Genomic DNA, 14244 nt, shown 5'->3' with positions numbered 1-14244 from the left:
CTCGCGGGGGGGTTCGGCCGCGCGGGGGGGGGGGGGGGGGGGGGGGGGGGGGGGGTGGGGGGGGGGGGGGTCGGGGGGGGCCGGCCCCCCCCCGCCCCCCCCCCACGGCTCGACGGCTCGGAAGGATCGAGAAAAGGGACAATGGCCGACAGGGGCCGCTCGACGGCCCCCACCGGTGGCCGACGGGCAACGCACGAGAGCGGACGGGTACGGAAGCGGATGGAGCGGATGGAAGGGTCCGAAGGGCCGAAGGCGGCCGAGGGACCGGAGGGGCCCGCGGGGCCGGAGCGGGTCGCGGGGCCGGGGCGGACCGGGGCGGCGGCCGGGAGCCCCCGGCCGGGGCGCGGCGGGTTCACCTTCAGCGAGGCGGATGCCGAACGGCAGCGCGGCGTGCGGCGGATGAAGCTCACCGCCACGGGGCTGCTGGTGTTCGTGGCCCTGGTGTACGTGCTCGCCAAGTGGGCCCAGAGCAACGGCGCGGGCGCCTGGACGGGGTACGTGGCGGCGGCGGCCGAGGCGGGCATGGTCGGCGCGCTCGCGGACTGGTTCGCGGTGACCGCGCTGTTCCGGCACCCGCTCGGGCTGCCGATCCCCCACACGGCGATCATCCCGACCAAGAAGGACCAGCTCGGGGCGTCGCTCGGGGAGTTCGTGGGCGAGAACTTCCTCTCCCGCGAGGTGGTCCGCTCCCGACTGCGGTCGGTCGGCATCGGCAACCGGCTCGGTGCCTGGCTCGCCCAGCCGGAGCACGCCGACCGGGTGACCGCGGAGCTGGCCACCGCGCTGCGCGGGGCGCTCACCGTGCTGCGGGACTCCGACGTGCAGGCCGTCGTCGGCGAGGCCATAACCCGACGGGCCGACGCCCAGGAGATCGCCCCCGGCATCGGGAAGGCCCTGGAGCGGATCGTCGAGGACGGCGGCCACCGGCGGGTGGTGGACCTGGTGTGCGTACGCGCCCACGACTGGCTGGTGGAGCACGGGGACTCCGTGATGGACGCCGTGCAGGGCGGGGCGCCCGGCTGGACGCCCCGGTTCGTGGACCGCAAGGTCGGCGAGCGCGTCTACCGGGAGCTGCTGCGGTTCATCACCGAGATGCGGGACATGCCCGACCATCCGGCGCGGGAGGCCGTGGACCGTTTCCTCGCGGACTTCGCCGGCGACCTCCAGTCGGACACGGACACCCGGGCCCGGGTGGAGCGCCTGAAGCGGGAGGTCCTCGCCCGCAGCGAGGTCCAGGACCTGATCGCCTCCGCGTGGTCCTCGGTACGAGCGATGATCGTGGCCGCGGCCGAGGACGAGCGCAGCGAACTGCGGTTGCGGGTCCGCACCTCCCTGCTGTCGCTCGGCGCGCGGCTGTCCACGGACGCCGGGCTCCAGGGCAAGGTGGACGGCTGGATCGAGGGCGCGGCGGTGTACGTGGTGACCACGTACCGGGACGAGATCACCTCGCTGATCACGGACACCGTGGCCGGGTGGGACGCCGAGCACACCTCGAAGAAGATCGAGGCGCACATCGGTCGCGACCTCCAGTTCATCCGCATCAACGGAACGGTGGTCGGCTCGCTGGCGGGACTGCTCATCTACGCGGTCTCGCACGGCCTCTGGCCCTGACCCGCGGCACCCGGCCCGTTCGCACCCGCCCCGGTGCGGACGGGTCAGTCCTTGCTCGGGGGGAGCTCCCCGCGGCGGGCCGCCCGGCGGTCGAGCTTCTCCTGCCGGCGCTCCGCCTTCAACCGCTCCTTCTCGGCGCGGGTCACCTTGCGGCGGACGCCGACCCCGCCCCAGAAGGCGAACCCGGTGACGATCACGCGGGGCGCGGCGGGGTCGGTGTACTCCTCGGGGTCGGGGTGGTCGAAACCGCCCATGACCCCGATGCCGCGCACCACGACGTCGACGCCGGGCGGCACGGTCACGTCGACCCCGCCCATCACGGCGATGCAGTTGATCACGATCTCGTTGTCCTGGAAGTCGGCGTCCCGCAGGTCGATGTCGCCGCCGCCCATCAGCGCGAAGGCGTTGAACCTGCGGGGTGCCGTCCAGCGGCCCTTGCGCTCGAACGCGCTCATGATCGCGACGCCCATCGAGGAGGTGGGCTCACCGCCGATCCGCTCCGGCCAGCGCGGGCCCGTGGCCGTACCGGGCGGGGGCTTCACCAGCGAGGTGGGCGCGGTGCCGACCTCGGGCAGGTCGCGGGTGATCGGCGCGAGTTCCCCGTAGGTGCGGGCCGCGTAGGCGGCCTCCAGTCGCTCCCCGAACTCGTCGAGGTCGAGACGGCCCTCGGCCATCGCGTCGCGCAGCCGCTCGACGACCAGTTCCCGGTCGGCGTCCGACGCCCGTAGCTGTGCCGGGTTCAGCTCCTTGCCACGGGGTACGGGGGCGTTCGCAGGGGAGGGCTCCCGTGCGGGGTCGGCGGCGGGTCCAGGCTCAGCGTCCGTCATGCGTTCAGCCTACGAGTTCGGCTCCGATCCCACTACGACGGGCACCCCTGGCTCACCCCTGAAGCGGTGCGCCGCGGTGCGCTAGCTGTGGACGCGGTAGCCGCAGCCACACTCCCACTTGACGAGGTGGTGGTCCTTCGCTCCGGTCATGTACCGCCCGCACTGTCTCGGGCACGCCATGCGCACGGCGCCGCCGTCCACCTGCCGGTACGGATTCCAGTACGACTGCCGGCCGCCCGACGGGGGCTGTTGCTCCATGAGCGCAGACTAGGGCAGATCACCTCCCGTGGGGCACACCTCACCCGGTGGGTGCGGGCGGGGCGGGGACCACGGACGGGGTGGCCATGTCGTTGTCGGCCAGGGCGATTTCGTCCAGTTCGACGCTGCGGACGAGGACGCCGGGGAGGTCCGCGAACCGGCTCAGCGCGTCGGCGACGGCCCCGGTCAAGGTCTCCGCCTCGAACGCGCACGTGAAGCGGGAGTACCCGGGTGCTTCCTCAAGGGCGATGCGCCCGTCGTGGAAGCTGGCCAGGCCCGCGAGCGTGTCGTCCTGCTCCTCGGTGAGGGCGTCCTGAAGGACCAGGTTGAAGTACCAGTTACGCACGGTTCGCGTGCCTCCGCGTGAATCGGTCGATGCCTCTGAGCACCGAGGATCAGATCACTCGGACGAGCGGGCGTCCACCCGCCGGGGACCAACGGGGCGGCGCGCCCGTCACTGTCCCTCCTTGCCCGCGTACATGCGGGCGATGACCGACTCAATGTCCGGCTCCCGCACCGACAGGTCGGCGAGCGGGTACTCCGCGGCGATCCGGGCGACCAGGGGCGCCGCGGAGCCCTCCGCCGGGAAGGCGAGCCACTGGCGGGGGCCCTCCACCTTGACCACCCGGGCCGCGGTGCCGACGTCGATCGGCCCCAGCTCGCGCTCCAGGTCCACCACGAGGGTCCGTTCGCTCTTGCCCGCCTCGTGCAGCCCGGCCAACGCGCCGTCGTACATGAGCCGCCCGTGGTCGATGACCATCACCCGGCGGCACAGCTGCTCGATGTCGGTCAGGTCGTGCGTGGTGAGCAGGACGGTGGTGCCGCGCTCGGCGTTCAGGTCCCGCAGGAACTCCCGCACCCGCACCTTGGAGACGATGTCGAGGCCGATGGTCGGCTCGTCCAGGTACAGCACCTCGGGGTCGTGCAGCAGCGCCGCGGCGATGTCCCCGCGCATCCGCTGGCCGAGCGAGAGTTGCCGCACGGGCACCTCCAACAACTCGCCGAGCTGGAGGAGTTCCACACAGCGGTCGAGGTTCTCCTTGAAGCGCGCGTCGGGCACCCGGTACATGCGGTGCGCCAGCCGGTAGGAGTCGATCAGCGGGAGGTCCCACCACAGGGTGGTGCGCTGGCCGAAGACGACCCCGATCCGGCGGGCGAGCCGGGTCCGCTCCCGCGTCGGATCGATGCCGGCGACCCGGATGCGCCCCGCACTGGGGGTGAGGATGCCGGTCAGCATCTTGATCGTGGTGGACTTCCCGGCGCCGTTGGGGCCGATGTACCCGACCATCTCGCCGCGCGCCACGCCGAACGACAGCGAGTCCACCGCCCGGACCTCGCTGCGCTCCCGGCGCAGGAAACCGGTGCGGCGGCGCACGTCGAAGACCTTCTCGACCCCGTCGAGCGTGATCAGTGGCGCTTCGGGCGGCCCGGCCTGGTCAGGGACGCTTCCCGTGGTCTGTGCCATGTTCCTTCCGGTTCTGCGTGGGGGCGGGGTGGGTGCGCACCGTGGTCAGCTGCCCGTGCTGCGGTACCCGCGCAGCCCCGCGCGCCAGGCCAGTCCGGCGAGCGCACAGCTGGCCACGGCGACCAGGGGCGGGGCGAAGGCCAGCCAGCTCGGCAGGTCCAACGGATAGGGGCGGTCCAGGAGGTACAGCGTGGGCAGCCAGTTGACGAAGGCGAGCGGGAAGACGAACGTCACCCCGCGCACCAGCTCCTGGGTGAAGATGGCCGGCGGGTACTGGAGCATGGTGACCCCGCCGTACGTGAACGCGCTCTGCACCTCGGCGGCGTCCTTCGCCGCGAACTGGAACGCCGCGCCCGCGACGAACACCGCGCCGAAGATCCCCGCCCCGCTCAGCACCATCAGCGGGACCATCAGCACCGCGAGCGGGGTCCAGTCCACGTCCACGTGCAGCAGCCCGTACCCGAGGACCAGCGCGCCCTGGGAGACCCGGCCGAGGCGGCGCAGGGCGAAACGGTCGGCGGCGACCTGGGCGAGGACCGGCGCGGGACGCACCAACAGGGTGTCGAGGGTGCCGTCCCTGACCCGCCGCCCCAGCCGGTCCACCGAGCCGATCGCGAGGTCGACGAGCCCGAACGAGGTCGAGGCGGTGCCGTACAGCAGCGCGATCTCGGCGAGCGCGTAACCACCGAGCGAGTCGACCTGCGAGAACATCAGCAGGATCGCCACGAAGTCGAGGATGGTGACGGCGAAGTTGCCCAACAGGGTCAGCGCGAACGACACCCGGTAGGTCATCGTGGAGCGGATCCACATGGCGGCGATCATCCGGTACGTGCGCAGTCCGTCCCGCAGCTTGGTCAGGGCGCCGTCGCGGGTTCCGAAGTCCGGGGCGGGCAGCGGCGCGACGGACCGGGGAACGGGGTCCCCGGGCGGCGCGGGAAGCGTGGTGCGCGGTGGTTCAGCCACCCTGGACCACCACCCTGCGGGTCGCGACCGTCTGGAGGAGCCGGCCCACCAGCAGCAGCGCCACGGCCCACCCGGCCTGGAAGGCGAAGGCGCCCCACAGCCGCGCACCGGAGTACTGGCCGAGCAGCACGTCGGCCGGCACCTGGATCAGCGCGGACCAGGGCAGCGCCCGGGCGACCTCGCCCAGGGCGCCCGGGAAGACGTTGAGCGGCAGCAGCATCCCGGAGAAGAAGATGCCCGCGAGGAATGCGATCTGCGCCACACCCGCGCCGTCCAACAGCCAGAACGCCGTCAGCGCGACGAGGTAGCGGATCGCGAAGCTGACGATCGCCCCGAGGAGGACGGCGAGCAGGAACGCGAGCCAGCGCGAGGGCCCGTCCGGGAGGGCGAGCGGGAAGGCGAGCGCACCGACCGCCAGGGGCACGACACCCCGTCCGAGCAGCTGGAACGCGCCCCGGCCCAGGTCGGCGGCGAGCCACCACCCCTGGAAGTCGACCGGCCGGTACAGGTCGATCGCGATGTCACCGCTGCGGATGCGCTCCATCAGCTCGTCCTCGAAGCCGCCGCCCATGGTCGCCATCACCGCGAGCAGGCCCTGGCTGACCCACACGAAGGTGAGGGCGTCGGAGACGTCGTAACCGCCGAGGCCGGGACGCTCGGCCCAGAGGGCGATGAAGGTGTAGGCGAGAATGAACCCGAAGACGGTGTTGGTGAAGACACCCGCTGCGGTGGCCGTGCGGTACGTCGCGTGGCGTCGGAACCCGCCGGCGACGACCCTCGCGTACAACCATCCGGTGTGCACGTACAACCCCTTCCGGTTTTGCGTCGTCTCCTGTTACGGGGCCGAAGCGCAGAACCCTAGTGGCAGGGCGTGACGCACCGCCACGGGGTTTCGGGGTTCCGGGTCCGATTGCGTGCCGTGTCACGGGCACCCGAGCAAGGGTGCGAAAGTTGAGGCCTGGGACGCGAAGGTTTACGGGGTGCGCAACCCTGTACGAACCTTTACGGGGCGTATGTGACGTATGACCCGTACGTCCTCAGGGGGCACCTTCCTCGGTCGTGCCGTGCACCGGCGCGCCCGAGGCAGCGGTAACGGCACCACGGCAGTACCCGCAGTAACAGAAGTATCCGGCGCACGAAGTGAATCGGGAGTTCCGCGAACCATGAGCGACGAGCCGCAACAGCACGACGAGGGCACTACGGGCCCGGAGCCCGAACGCCCCGCGGCACCGCCGACCGGCGAGGGGGAGCGGAGCTCCGGGAGCCCGTCCGGAACCGGGAAGAAGCCTTCGGACACCGGGAGCGGGGCTCCGGCCCCCGGGGGGAAGACCACGGGCGCCACGGGCGCGGGCGGGGCGCCGAAGCCTCCGCAGCGCCCGGCGAAGAGCAGCCCGGCCGGTCCGCGGCCGGCCACCAACGAGGAGCGCTCCTTCGACGCGTTCGCCCCGCGACCGCGCTCCGGCACCTCCGGCGGGAACCGTCCCGCGGGCACCGGTCCCGTGGGCTCCGGTGCGGCCCGGCGGCCCGGCGGCCCGGCACCCGAGCGCAAGGCGCCCGAGTCCGCGGCGCCCGGGGCCAAGGGTGCCGAACCGAAGGGGCCCGCACCCAAGGCGACCGAGCCCGAGTCACCCCTGTCCAAGAATCCGCAGTCCAAGAATCCGCAGTCCAAGGCCCCCCAGCCCAAGGGGCCCGCGCCCAGGGCGACCGGCGCCGAGGCTGCGGGAGCGGGCCCGGCGGCCAAGGTGCCCGGCCCCGGGGCCGCACCCGCGGAGTCCCGCACCGCGCAGAACGCACGGGACGACCGCAGCAAGCGCGACGCACCGGGCGCACCGGGCGCCGGCAAGGCACCCGGCGGCCAGAAGGGCGCCGCTACTGGTGCCGCAGCCGCCGCCGGCGCGGGAAGCGTGGGCACGGGCTCCGGCTCGGCGAAGCGACCCACCGGCGCGTCCCCCGCGTCGGGACGGACGACCAGCGGCACCGGTGGCACCCCGGGCGGCCCCCGCAAGGGCGCGCCCCGTGGACCCGAAGAGACGCCGGCGGAGCGCACCACCCAGCTCGGCGCCGTCCGCCGCGGCGGCACGGGCGGGGCAGGCGGCGCGGGACGACCCGGTGGCCCCGGTGGCCCCGCAGGTGCCGGCGGCTCCCCGGAGGAGCGGCCGGTCGAGCGCACCACCCAGCTGCGCCTCCAGAAGCCCGGCACCCCCGCAAAGAGTGGGCAGGGCGCGGTTCCGCCGCCCCGCGCAGCGGATGGCACCGCGGTCTTCGCCGCGGCCGACGGCCCCGCCGGGGAGCCGGCCGGGCCCGGCAAGAAGGCGAAGCGGAAGCGGCCCAAGCGCAAGGGCTGGCGCCGGCTCGTGCCGACCTGGCGCTTCACGCTGGCGGCCGTCCTCACGGTGCTGCTGCTGGGGATGGGCGCCTTCATCACCGGCTACATGATCGTGAAGATTCCCGCGGCGAACGCCGCGGCGACCAAGCAGAGCAATGTGTACCTGTACGCGGACGGCTCGCAGCTCGCCCGTGACGGCGAGGTCAACCGGGAGAACGTGCAGCTGTCGCAGATCCCGGAGGACGTCCGGCGCACCGTGCTCGCCGCCGAGGACCGCGACTTCTACGGCCAGTCGGCCGTCGACCCGAAGGCGATGGTCCGCGCCGGCTGGAACACCATGACCGGCAAGGGCAAGCAGTCCGGCTCGACGATCACCCAGCAGTACGTGAAGAACTACTACCTCGCGCAGGAGCAGACCTTCTCCCGCAAGGCGAAGGAGTTCTTCATCTCGATAAAGCTGGACCGTGAGCAGTCCAAGGACGAGATCCTGGAGGGCTACCTCAACACCAGCTTCTTCGGCCGCAACGCGTACGGCATCCAGTCCGCGGCGCAGGCGTACTACGGCGTCGACGTCGAGAAGCTGACCATCGAGCAGGGCGCGTACCTCGCGTCGCTGCTCAACGCCCCGAGCGCGTACGACGTGGTGGCCCACCCGCAGAACAAGCCGCAGGTGGTGTCCCGCTGGAAGTACGTCCTCAACGGCATGGTCACGGAGGGCTGGCTGTCCCAGGAGGAGCGGGACAAGATGAAGTTCCCGATGCCGCGGGAGGCCAAGGGCTCGGTCGGCATGTCCGGTCAGCGCGGCTACCTGGTGCAGGCCGTCAAGGACTACCTGTTCGAGCACGACATCATCAGCGAGGACGTGCTGAACGCCGGCGGGCACCGGATCACCACCACGCTCCAGAAGCCCAAGCAGGACGCCCTGGTCAAGGCCGTCAACGACCAGCTGATGGCCCGGGTCGACAAGAAGGCGCGCAAGGTCGACCGCAACGTGCGGGCGGGCGGCGTCTCCATCGACCCGGCGACCGGGCAGGTCGTCGCCATGTACGGGGGCATCGACTACACCAAGCAGTTCGTCAACAACGCGACCCGGCGGGACTTCCAGGTCGGTTCGACGTTCAAGCCGTTCGTGTTCACCTCCGGCGTGGAGAACGACTCGGTGACCCAGGACGGTCGTCCGATCACCCCGAACACGGTCTACGACGGCACCAGCAAGCGCCCCGTGGAGGGCTGGAGCGGCGGCCCGTACGCGCCGGGCAACCAGGACTACGTCAACTACGGGCCGATCACCATCCGGGAGGCCACCGACAAGTCCGTGAACTCGGTGTACGCGCAGATGGCCGTGGACGTGGGCCCCGGCAAGGTGGAGAAGACCGCGGTCGCGCTCGGCGTGCCGAAGAAGACCCCGGACATGCACCCGTACCCGTCGATCGCGCTGGGCGCGGCACGGGCGAGCGTGCTGGACATGACGGGGGCGTACGCGACCCTCGCCAACCACGGCAAGCAGCGCGACTACACCCTGGTCGCCAAGATGACCAAGAACGGTGCGGCGATCGCCCTGCCGAAGCGGACGGCCAAGCAGGTCGTCAGCCGGCAGGCCGCGGACACCACCACCTCGCTGCTGCGCAGCGTGGTCGACAGCGGCTCGGGCATGGCGGCGCTGGCCGCCGAGCGGCCCGCCGCGGGCAAGACCGGTACCGCGGAGAACGACAAGGCGGCCTGGTTCGCGGGCTTCACCCCGGACCTCGCCACCGTGATCGCGGTGATGGGGCAGGACCCGGTGACCGGCAAGCAGATCCCGTTGTACGGGGCCCTGGGCGAGCCGCGGATCAGCGGTGGCGGTCCGCCGGCGCAGATCTGGGCGCAGTACACCAAGGCCGCGCTCAAGGGCGGCGAGCCGCAGGACTTCACGCTGCGGCTCCAGGACGGGTCCAACAGGCGGCTCGACCTGCCGGGCGCCAGCAGCAGCAGTGACCCGGACGCCTCCACCAGCCCCGACACCGAGGAGCAGGAGACCGAGGGCCCCACGCAGAAGGAGGAGCCCGAGGACACCACGCCCAGCAACGACGCCACCCAGGACACCGAGAGGCCGACGACCCCGGGCAGCGGGGCCACCGACGGCACCACCGGGAACGGCCAGAACGGCGGGACGACGGGTGACGGCGGCACGTCCGCGGGGACCGGCGGCACCACGTCCGGCACCAACTCGGGCGGGACCGGCGGGACCGGCTCGGGCGGCACCGGCGGCACCGGCTCGGGTGGCACCGGCTCAGGCGGGACCGGGTCGGGCGGCACCGGCGGGACCGGCGGTGCCGACGGCGGCGCGACCGGCCAGGTGACGGGCGGCCCCGGCCAGACCGGCACGCCCACCGGCGGCAACAGCCCCGGACTGCCCACGACCCCGTAGCGGGACGGAAGCAGACACACGAGTGGCCCCCGGGGTGGGTACCCCGGGGGCCACTCGTGTGTGCGGGCGGGTGGTGACCCGCGCGCGGAAGGGTCCGTCAGTGGCCGGAGGTGGCCTTCAGTCCGATGACGGCGACCAGCAGCAGCGCGATGAAGAAGATCCGCGCGGCGGTCGCCGGCTCACCGAGCACCAGCATGCCGAGGATGGCGGCGCCACCGGCGCCGATGCCGACCCACACGCCGTAGGCGGTGCCGATGGGGAGGGTCTTCGCCGCGTACGACAGCAGGACCATGCTCGCCACGATCCCGGCGCCCGTGAACACACTGGGCCACAGTCGGGTGAAGCCCTCGGTGTACTTCATGCCGATCGCCCAGCCGACCTCCAGCACACCGGCGATGATCAGCAAAATCCATGCCATGACGGCACCTCCGTGGTTTCCATAACGGATCTACAGGGGTGCGTCGTCTTTGCGTGTCCCGGTACGGCGCGTCTCGTCGGGCTGCCCCCACCGTAGCAAAAAACGGCGAAAGGGCTGGTGACCGGGGTCACCAGCCCTCCCAGCGGGGCTCCGCCGGCTACAGGTACAGCCCGGTGGAGTCCTCGGAGCCCTCGAAACGGTCGGCGGCGACGGCGTGCAGGTCGCGCTCGCGCATCAGGACGTAGGCGGTCCCGCGCACCTCGACCTCGGCCCGGTCCTCCGGGTCGTACAGCACCCGGTCGCCGGTCTCCACGCTGCGGACGTTCTGCCCGACCGCGACGACCTCGGCCCAGGCGAGCCGTCGCCCGACCGCCGCCGTCGCGGGGATCAGGATGCCGCCGCCGGAGCGCCGCTCGCCCTCGGCCGTGTCCTGCCGCACCAGCACGCGGTCGTGCAGCATCCGGATGGGCAGCTTGTCGTGCGTGGTGTTCAAGTCCTTGTTGGCGCTCACGCCCCCGAACCTACCTGTCTCGGCCCCCGGTACGCCGATGGGGTGGTCCGCACGGCCCGTACGGGGGCGCACCGGCCCCGGTGCGCCCCGTTTCCCGCCGGGGGCGGCGCCCCGGCGCCCTCAGACCTTGCGCTTGCGGGAGCCGCCGAGGGCCACCAGTCCGACGAGCCCGACGACGACGATCGCGACCGGCACGATCCGCTCCAGCCGCGGGGCGCCGTCCTCGGACACCAGCTTGCCCGTGAAGCGGGAGATCACCCGGTTGGCGCCGACGTAGACGCGGCCCAGGGTGTGGTCGACGCTGGCTACCGCCTTGGCCTTGGCGTCCCCGACGATCGTCTTGGGGTGCACTCGGACGCCGATCTCGTCGAGCGTCTCGGCGAGGCGCTCGCGGCGGCGCTCGATGTCCGCCTCGATCTGCGCCGGGGTCCTGGTATCCGATGTCTCCGACACCGTGTTGCCTCCGTCGTGTCCGGCGTGGGTGTTCCCTACGGTCGACAGTCTGTCAGCTTCCCGCGCGACCCACCCCACGGCACCCCCATTACGCTCGTTTCCGTACTGCGTTCCGTACGCCGTTCCGTACTGCGTTCCGTAATCGCCCCGGGGACGACCGCCCCGGGGCAACCCACCCTCGCGAGGAGATGCGACATGAGCGAGCGACTCCAGCCCGGCGACACCGCCCCCGCCTTCACCCTGCCCGACGCCGACGGCAAGGAGGTCTCGCTGGCCGACCGCAAGGGCCGCAAGGTCATCGTGTACTTCTACCCGGCGGCCCTCACCCCCGGCTGCACCAAGCAGGCGTGCGACTTCACCGACCGCCTCGACTTCCTCGCCGGCGAGGGCTACGACGTGATCGGCATCTCCCCGGACAAGCCGGCGAAGCTGGCCAAGTTCCGCGAGCAGGAGGACCTGCGGGTCACCTTGCTGGCCGACCCCGACAAGGCGGTGCTGGAGGCGTACGGCGCGTTCGGCGAGAAGAAGCTGTACGGCAAGACGGTCACGGGCGTCATCCGCTCCACGGTGATCGTGGACGAGGACGGCAAGGTGGAGCGGGCCCTGTACAACGTCAAGGCGACGGGGCACGTGGCCAAAATCATCAAGGACCTCGGGCTGTAACCTCCCCCGCGCTGCCCGGCGCCCGGCCCCGGCCACTACGATGGGCGCGCGGACGCGGCCGTGGTGGAACTGGCAGTCACGCTGGGTTTAGGTCCCAGTGGGGTAACACCCGTGAGGGTTCGAGTCCCTCCGGCCGCACCGAACAGGGCCCGGCCCCCGAGCGATCGGGGGCCGGGCCCTGCTGCGTGCGGGCCGCGGCCCGGCTACGGGGCGGCCGGGAGGAGTTCGCGCAGGACGGGGACGAGGGCCCGGAACGCCTTGCCGCGGTGGCTGATGGCGTTCTTCTCCGCGGGGCTCAGCTCGGCGGTCGTCCGGTCGTCCCCGTCGGGCTGGAAGATCGGGTCGTAGCCGAAGCCGTTGCTGCCCTCGGGGGCGTGGCGCAGGGTGCCGGTCAGCCGTCCCTCGACGACGCGTTCGGTGCCGTCGGGCAGCGCGAGCGCGGCGGCACAGGTGAAGTGGGCGGCGCGGTGCGGGGCGTCGATGTCGGAGAGCTGCGCGAGCAGCAGGTCCAGGTTGGCCCGGTCGTCGCCGTGCCGTCCGGACCAGCGGGCGGAGAAGATGCCGGGGGCGCCGCCGAGGACGTCCACGGACAGTCCGGAGTCGTCGGCCACGGCGGGCAGCCCGGTCGCTTGGGCCAGGGCGTGCGCCTTGAGGAGGGCGTTCTCCGCGAAGGTGACGCCGGTCTCCTTGACGTCCGGGATCTCGGGGTACTGGTCGGCGCCGACCAGCTCGTGGGCGAGCGCGGCGGCGGCCAGGATCTCCTGGAGCTCGACGAGCTTGCCGGGGTTGCGGGTGGCGAGGATCAGGCGGGTCATGACGGGATTATGCCTGGTGGAACGGGGTGGGCCCGGGGGTGCCCCGGGCCCGGCCCCCGGCTACGGGGTGCACACCTTGGTCAGTTCGCCGGCCGCGTCGGTGACGGGGCCGATGTCCGGGGTCGAGTCGCCGTTCTCGATGGCGGTGCCGACGGTGTCGATGGCCTCGCCGAGTTGGTCCACGGCCTTGCCCAGGTCGGCGTTGTCGGTGGTGTCACCGATCTTGTCGAGGTTCTTCTCGATCGCCCGGAGCGATTCCTCGGCCTGCGTCGGATCGTTGGCGGCGTTCTCCACGGCCTGCTGGAGGTCGGTCACGCTGTCGGCGATCGTGTCGGCGGTCTGCACGCAGTCGAGCGCCTTGTCGACGGCGCTGCACCCGACGGCGAGCGGGGTGAAGAGTACTGCCCCGGCAACGGCGAGAGCGGTGATGGTGCGGCGGCGCGCGGCCATGGGGCGGGTCCCTCCCGAGAGTCACGGCGGACGCTGCGGGGTTCCCCCCTGCGCCCGTACTAGTAGAAACGCGATCCGCCGCCGCTTGGTTGCCCCCGGTGCCGGTTCGCCCGGTCACACCGCCGCCCGGCCCGGCCCCCCCGGGCGCGGACCGGGCGGCGGTCAGCGGTTCACTGCTCGTCGAGCGCCTTGCGCTGGAAGGCCGCCAACTCGTCGCAGCCGCCGACGGCCAGGTCGAGCAGGACGTTCAGCTCGTCGCGGGCGAAGGGCTCGGCCTCGGCGGTGCCCTGCACCTCGACGAAGCGGCCGTCGCCGGTGCAGACGACGTTCATGTCGGTGTCCGCCGTGACGTCCTCCTCGTAGCGGAGGTCCAGCAGCGGGACCCCGCCCACGATGCCGACCGACACGGCGGAGACGGTGCCGGTGAGCGGCTGGCGGTTCGCGCGGACCAGCTTGCGGTCCTTGGCCCAGGTGACCGCGTCGGCGAGGGCCACGTAGGCGCCGGTGATCGCGGCGGTGCGGGTGCCGCCGTCGGCCTGGAGCACGTCGCAGTCCAGCACGATCGTGTTCTCGCCGAGGGCCTTGAAGTCGACGACGGCACGCAGGGAGCGGCCGATCAGCCGGGAGATCTCGTGCGTACGGCCACCGACCCGGCCCCGGACGGCCTCGCGGTCGCCGCGGGTGTTCGTGGAGCGCGGGAGCATCGAGTACTCGGCGGTCACCCAGCCCTCGCCGCTGCCCTTGCGCCAGCGGGGGACGCCTTCGGTCACGGTGGCCGTACAGAACACCTTCGTGTCACCGAAGGAGATGAGGACGGAGCCCTCGGCGTGCTTGCTCCATCCGCGTTCGATCGTGATCGGGCGGAGCTGGTCGGGGGTGCGGCCGTCGATACGTGACATGGGGCCGAGCTTATCGCCCACGGCCTTCAGGGGGGCGTGGGCGGGTTGGTCCCCTGCGGGGCCGGTGCGGTGTGCTGCGCGTGCGCCGTCCCGTGCGGGTGCGCTGTCGATTTGCGCAGTTCCCCGCGCCCCTGATCGGGTGCGATGCGCTGCGGGTGTGCTGTCCCGTGCGGGTGCG

The 14244-nt window shown here is 72.5% G+C and carries 15 protein-coding genes, 1 tRNA gene and 1 riboswitch; of the genes, 4 read left to right on the top strand and 12 right to left on the bottom strand.

Annotation, left to right across the window (positions count from 1 at the left end; genetic code table 11):
• Positions 1 to 219: 219 nt before the first annotated feature.
• Positions 220 to 1611, top strand: a complete 1392-nt coding sequence (locus ACFV88_RS07315; protein ID WP_385487002.1) for a DUF445 domain-containing protein — start codon at positions 220 to 222, stop codon at positions 1609 to 1611.
• 44 nt (positions 1612 to 1655) lie between these two features.
• Here the strand turns inward: ACFV88_RS07315 and ACFV88_RS07310 are convergent, their stop codons facing one another.
• The 6 genes from ACFV88_RS07310 to ACFV88_RS07285 all read right to left on the bottom strand — a co-directional run bounded on the left by ACFV88_RS07310 (position 1656) and on the right by ACFV88_RS07285 (position 5932).
• On the bottom strand, positions 1656 to 2438 hold the full coding sequence (locus ACFV88_RS07310) for a DUF1707 domain-containing protein (protein WP_385487000.1): 783 nt from the start codon (positions 2436 to 2438) through the stop codon (positions 1656 to 1658).
• An 81-nt stretch (positions 2439 to 2519) separates the two neighbouring features.
• Positions 2520 to 2696, bottom strand: coding sequence for a hypothetical protein (locus ACFV88_RS07305; RefSeq protein WP_385486998.1), 177 nt, complete (start codon positions 2694 to 2696; stop codon positions 2520 to 2522).
• Between the two features lie 40 nt (positions 2697 to 2736).
• Positions 2737 to 3042 (bottom strand): hypothetical protein, encoded by a 306-nt coding sequence (locus tag ACFV88_RS07300; RefSeq protein WP_385486996.1) that lies wholly within the window; start codon positions 3040 to 3042, stop codon positions 2737 to 2739.
• Between the two features lie 108 nt (positions 3043 to 3150).
• Entirely contained in the window at positions 3151 to 4161 is a 1011-nt protein-coding gene (locus ACFV88_RS07295) for an ATP-binding cassette domain-containing protein (protein ID WP_385486994.1), read from the bottom strand.
• A gap of 45 nt (positions 4162 to 4206) precedes the next feature.
• A complete protein-coding gene (locus tag ACFV88_RS07290) occupies positions 4207 to 5055 on the bottom strand; it encodes an ABC transporter permease (protein WP_385487418.1) in 849 nt (282 codons plus the stop codon).
• Positions 5056 to 5116: 61 nt separating this feature from the next.
• Positions 5117 to 5932, bottom strand: coding sequence for an ABC transporter permease (locus tag ACFV88_RS07285; RefSeq protein ID WP_385486992.1), 816 nt, complete (start codon positions 5930 to 5932; stop codon positions 5117 to 5119).
• 355 nt (positions 5933 to 6287) lie between these two features.
• Between ACFV88_RS07285 and ACFV88_RS07280 the strand changes: the two genes are divergently transcribed.
• Positions 6288 to 9857: a transglycosylase domain-containing protein gene (locus tag ACFV88_RS07280; RefSeq protein ID WP_385486990.1), complete on the top strand. Its 3570-nt coding sequence runs from the start codon at positions 6288 to 6290 to the stop codon at positions 9855 to 9857.
• A 97-nt stretch (positions 9858 to 9954) separates the two neighbouring features.
• Here ACFV88_RS07280 and sugE read toward each other — a convergent pair whose 3' ends face one another.
• The 3 genes from sugE to ACFV88_RS07265 form a co-directional block, all read right to left on the bottom strand.
• Positions 9955 to 10275 (bottom strand): quaternary ammonium compound efflux SMR transporter SugE, encoded by a 321-nt coding sequence (sugE, locus tag ACFV88_RS07275; protein ID WP_385486988.1) that lies wholly within the window; start codon positions 10273 to 10275, stop codon positions 9955 to 9957.
• A 37-nt stretch (positions 10276 to 10312) separates the two neighbouring features.
• Positions 10313 to 10377, bottom strand: a riboswitch (guanidine-III (ykkC-III) riboswitch).
• Between the two features lie 55 nt (positions 10378 to 10432).
• Positions 10433 to 10735, bottom strand: a complete 303-nt coding sequence (locus tag ACFV88_RS07270; protein ID WP_385487416.1) for a GroES family chaperonin — start codon at positions 10733 to 10735, stop codon at positions 10433 to 10435.
• 171 nt (positions 10736 to 10906) lie between these two features.
• Complete coding sequence (locus tag ACFV88_RS07265; protein WP_385486986.1) at positions 10907 to 11239, bottom strand: DUF3618 domain-containing protein; 333 nt, start codon at positions 11237 to 11239, stop codon at positions 10907 to 10909.
• A gap of 195 nt (positions 11240 to 11434) precedes the next feature.
• Between ACFV88_RS07265 and bcp the strand changes: the two genes are divergently transcribed.
• Entirely contained in the window at positions 11435 to 11902 is a 468-nt protein-coding gene (gene bcp, locus ACFV88_RS07260; protein ID WP_385486984.1) for a thioredoxin-dependent thiol peroxidase, read from the top strand.
• A gap of 54 nt (positions 11903 to 11956) precedes the next feature.
• Positions 11957 to 12040, top strand: a tRNA-Leu gene (locus tag ACFV88_RS07255).
• A gap of 65 nt (positions 12041 to 12105) precedes the next feature.
• On the opposite strand, the gene rdgB is transcribed toward ACFV88_RS07255, so the two are convergent.
• The 3 genes from rdgB to rph form a co-directional block, all read right to left on the bottom strand.
• Positions 12106 to 12717: an RdgB/HAM1 family non-canonical purine NTP pyrophosphatase gene (gene rdgB / locus ACFV88_RS07250; protein ID WP_385486982.1), complete on the bottom strand. Its 612-nt coding sequence runs from the start codon at positions 12715 to 12717 to the stop codon at positions 12106 to 12108.
• 60 nt (positions 12718 to 12777) lie between these two features.
• Positions 12778 to 13167 (bottom strand): hypothetical protein, encoded by a 390-nt coding sequence (locus ACFV88_RS07245; RefSeq protein ID WP_385486980.1) that lies wholly within the window; start codon positions 13165 to 13167, stop codon positions 12778 to 12780.
• 170 nt (positions 13168 to 13337) lie between these two features.
• The gene (gene rph / locus ACFV88_RS07240; protein WP_385486978.1) at positions 13338 to 14066 is read right to left on the bottom strand and encodes a ribonuclease PH; all 729 of its coding nucleotides are present in this window, start codon (positions 14064 to 14066) and stop codon (positions 13338 to 13340) included.
• Positions 14067 to 14244: the final 178 nt, after the last annotated feature.

Origin of the sequence: Streptomyces sp. NPDC059816 (assembly GCF_042732055.1) — a bacterium.
In the GTDB taxonomy this organism is placed as follows: domain Bacteria; phylum Actinomycetota; class Actinomycetes; order Streptomycetales; family Streptomycetaceae; genus Streptomyces.
This window is presented reverse-complemented; position numbering and strand designations above follow the sequence as displayed.

Excerpts from the sequence above, each read along its gene's own strand:
- rdgB (WP_385486982.1), bottom strand. The coding sequence starts at position 12,717 with ATGACCCGCCTGATCCTCGCCACCCGCAACCCCGGCAAGCTCGTCGAG.
- ACFV88_RS07280 (WP_385486990.1), top strand. The coding sequence starts at position 6,288 with ATGAGCGACGAGCCGCAACAGCACGACGAGGGCACTACGGGCCCGGAG.
- ACFV88_RS07245 (WP_385486980.1), bottom strand. The coding sequence starts at position 13,167 with ATGGCCGCGCGCCGCCGCACCATCACCGCTCTCGCCGTTGCCGGGGCA.
- sugE (WP_385486988.1), bottom strand. The coding sequence starts at position 10,275 with ATGGCATGGATTTTGCTGATCATCGCCGGTGTGCTGGAGGTCGGCTGG.
- ACFV88_RS07315 (WP_385487002.1), top strand. The coding sequence starts at position 220 with ATGGAGCGGATGGAAGGGTCCGAAGGGCCGAAGGCGGCCGAGGGACCG.
- bcp (WP_385486984.1), top strand. The coding sequence starts at position 11,435 with ATGAGCGAGCGACTCCAGCCCGGCGACACCGCCCCCGCCTTCACCCTG.
- ACFV88_RS07310 (WP_385487000.1), bottom strand. The coding sequence starts at position 2,438 with ATGACGGACGCTGAGCCTGGACCCGCCGCCGACCCCGCACGGGAGCCC.
- rph (WP_385486978.1), bottom strand. The coding sequence starts at position 14,066 with ATGTCACGTATCGACGGCCGCACCCCCGACCAGCTCCGCCCGATCACG.
- ACFV88_RS07270 (WP_385487416.1), bottom strand. The coding sequence starts at position 10,735 with ATGCTGCACGACCGCGTGCTGGTGCGGCAGGACACGGCCGAGGGCGAG.
- ACFV88_RS07295 (WP_385486994.1), bottom strand. The coding sequence starts at position 4,161 with ATGGCACAGACCACGGGAAGCGTCCCTGACCAGGCCGGGCCGCCCGAA.
- ACFV88_RS07305 (WP_385486998.1), bottom strand. The coding sequence starts at position 2,696 with ATGGAGCAACAGCCCCCGTCGGGCGGCCGGCAGTCGTACTGGAATCCG.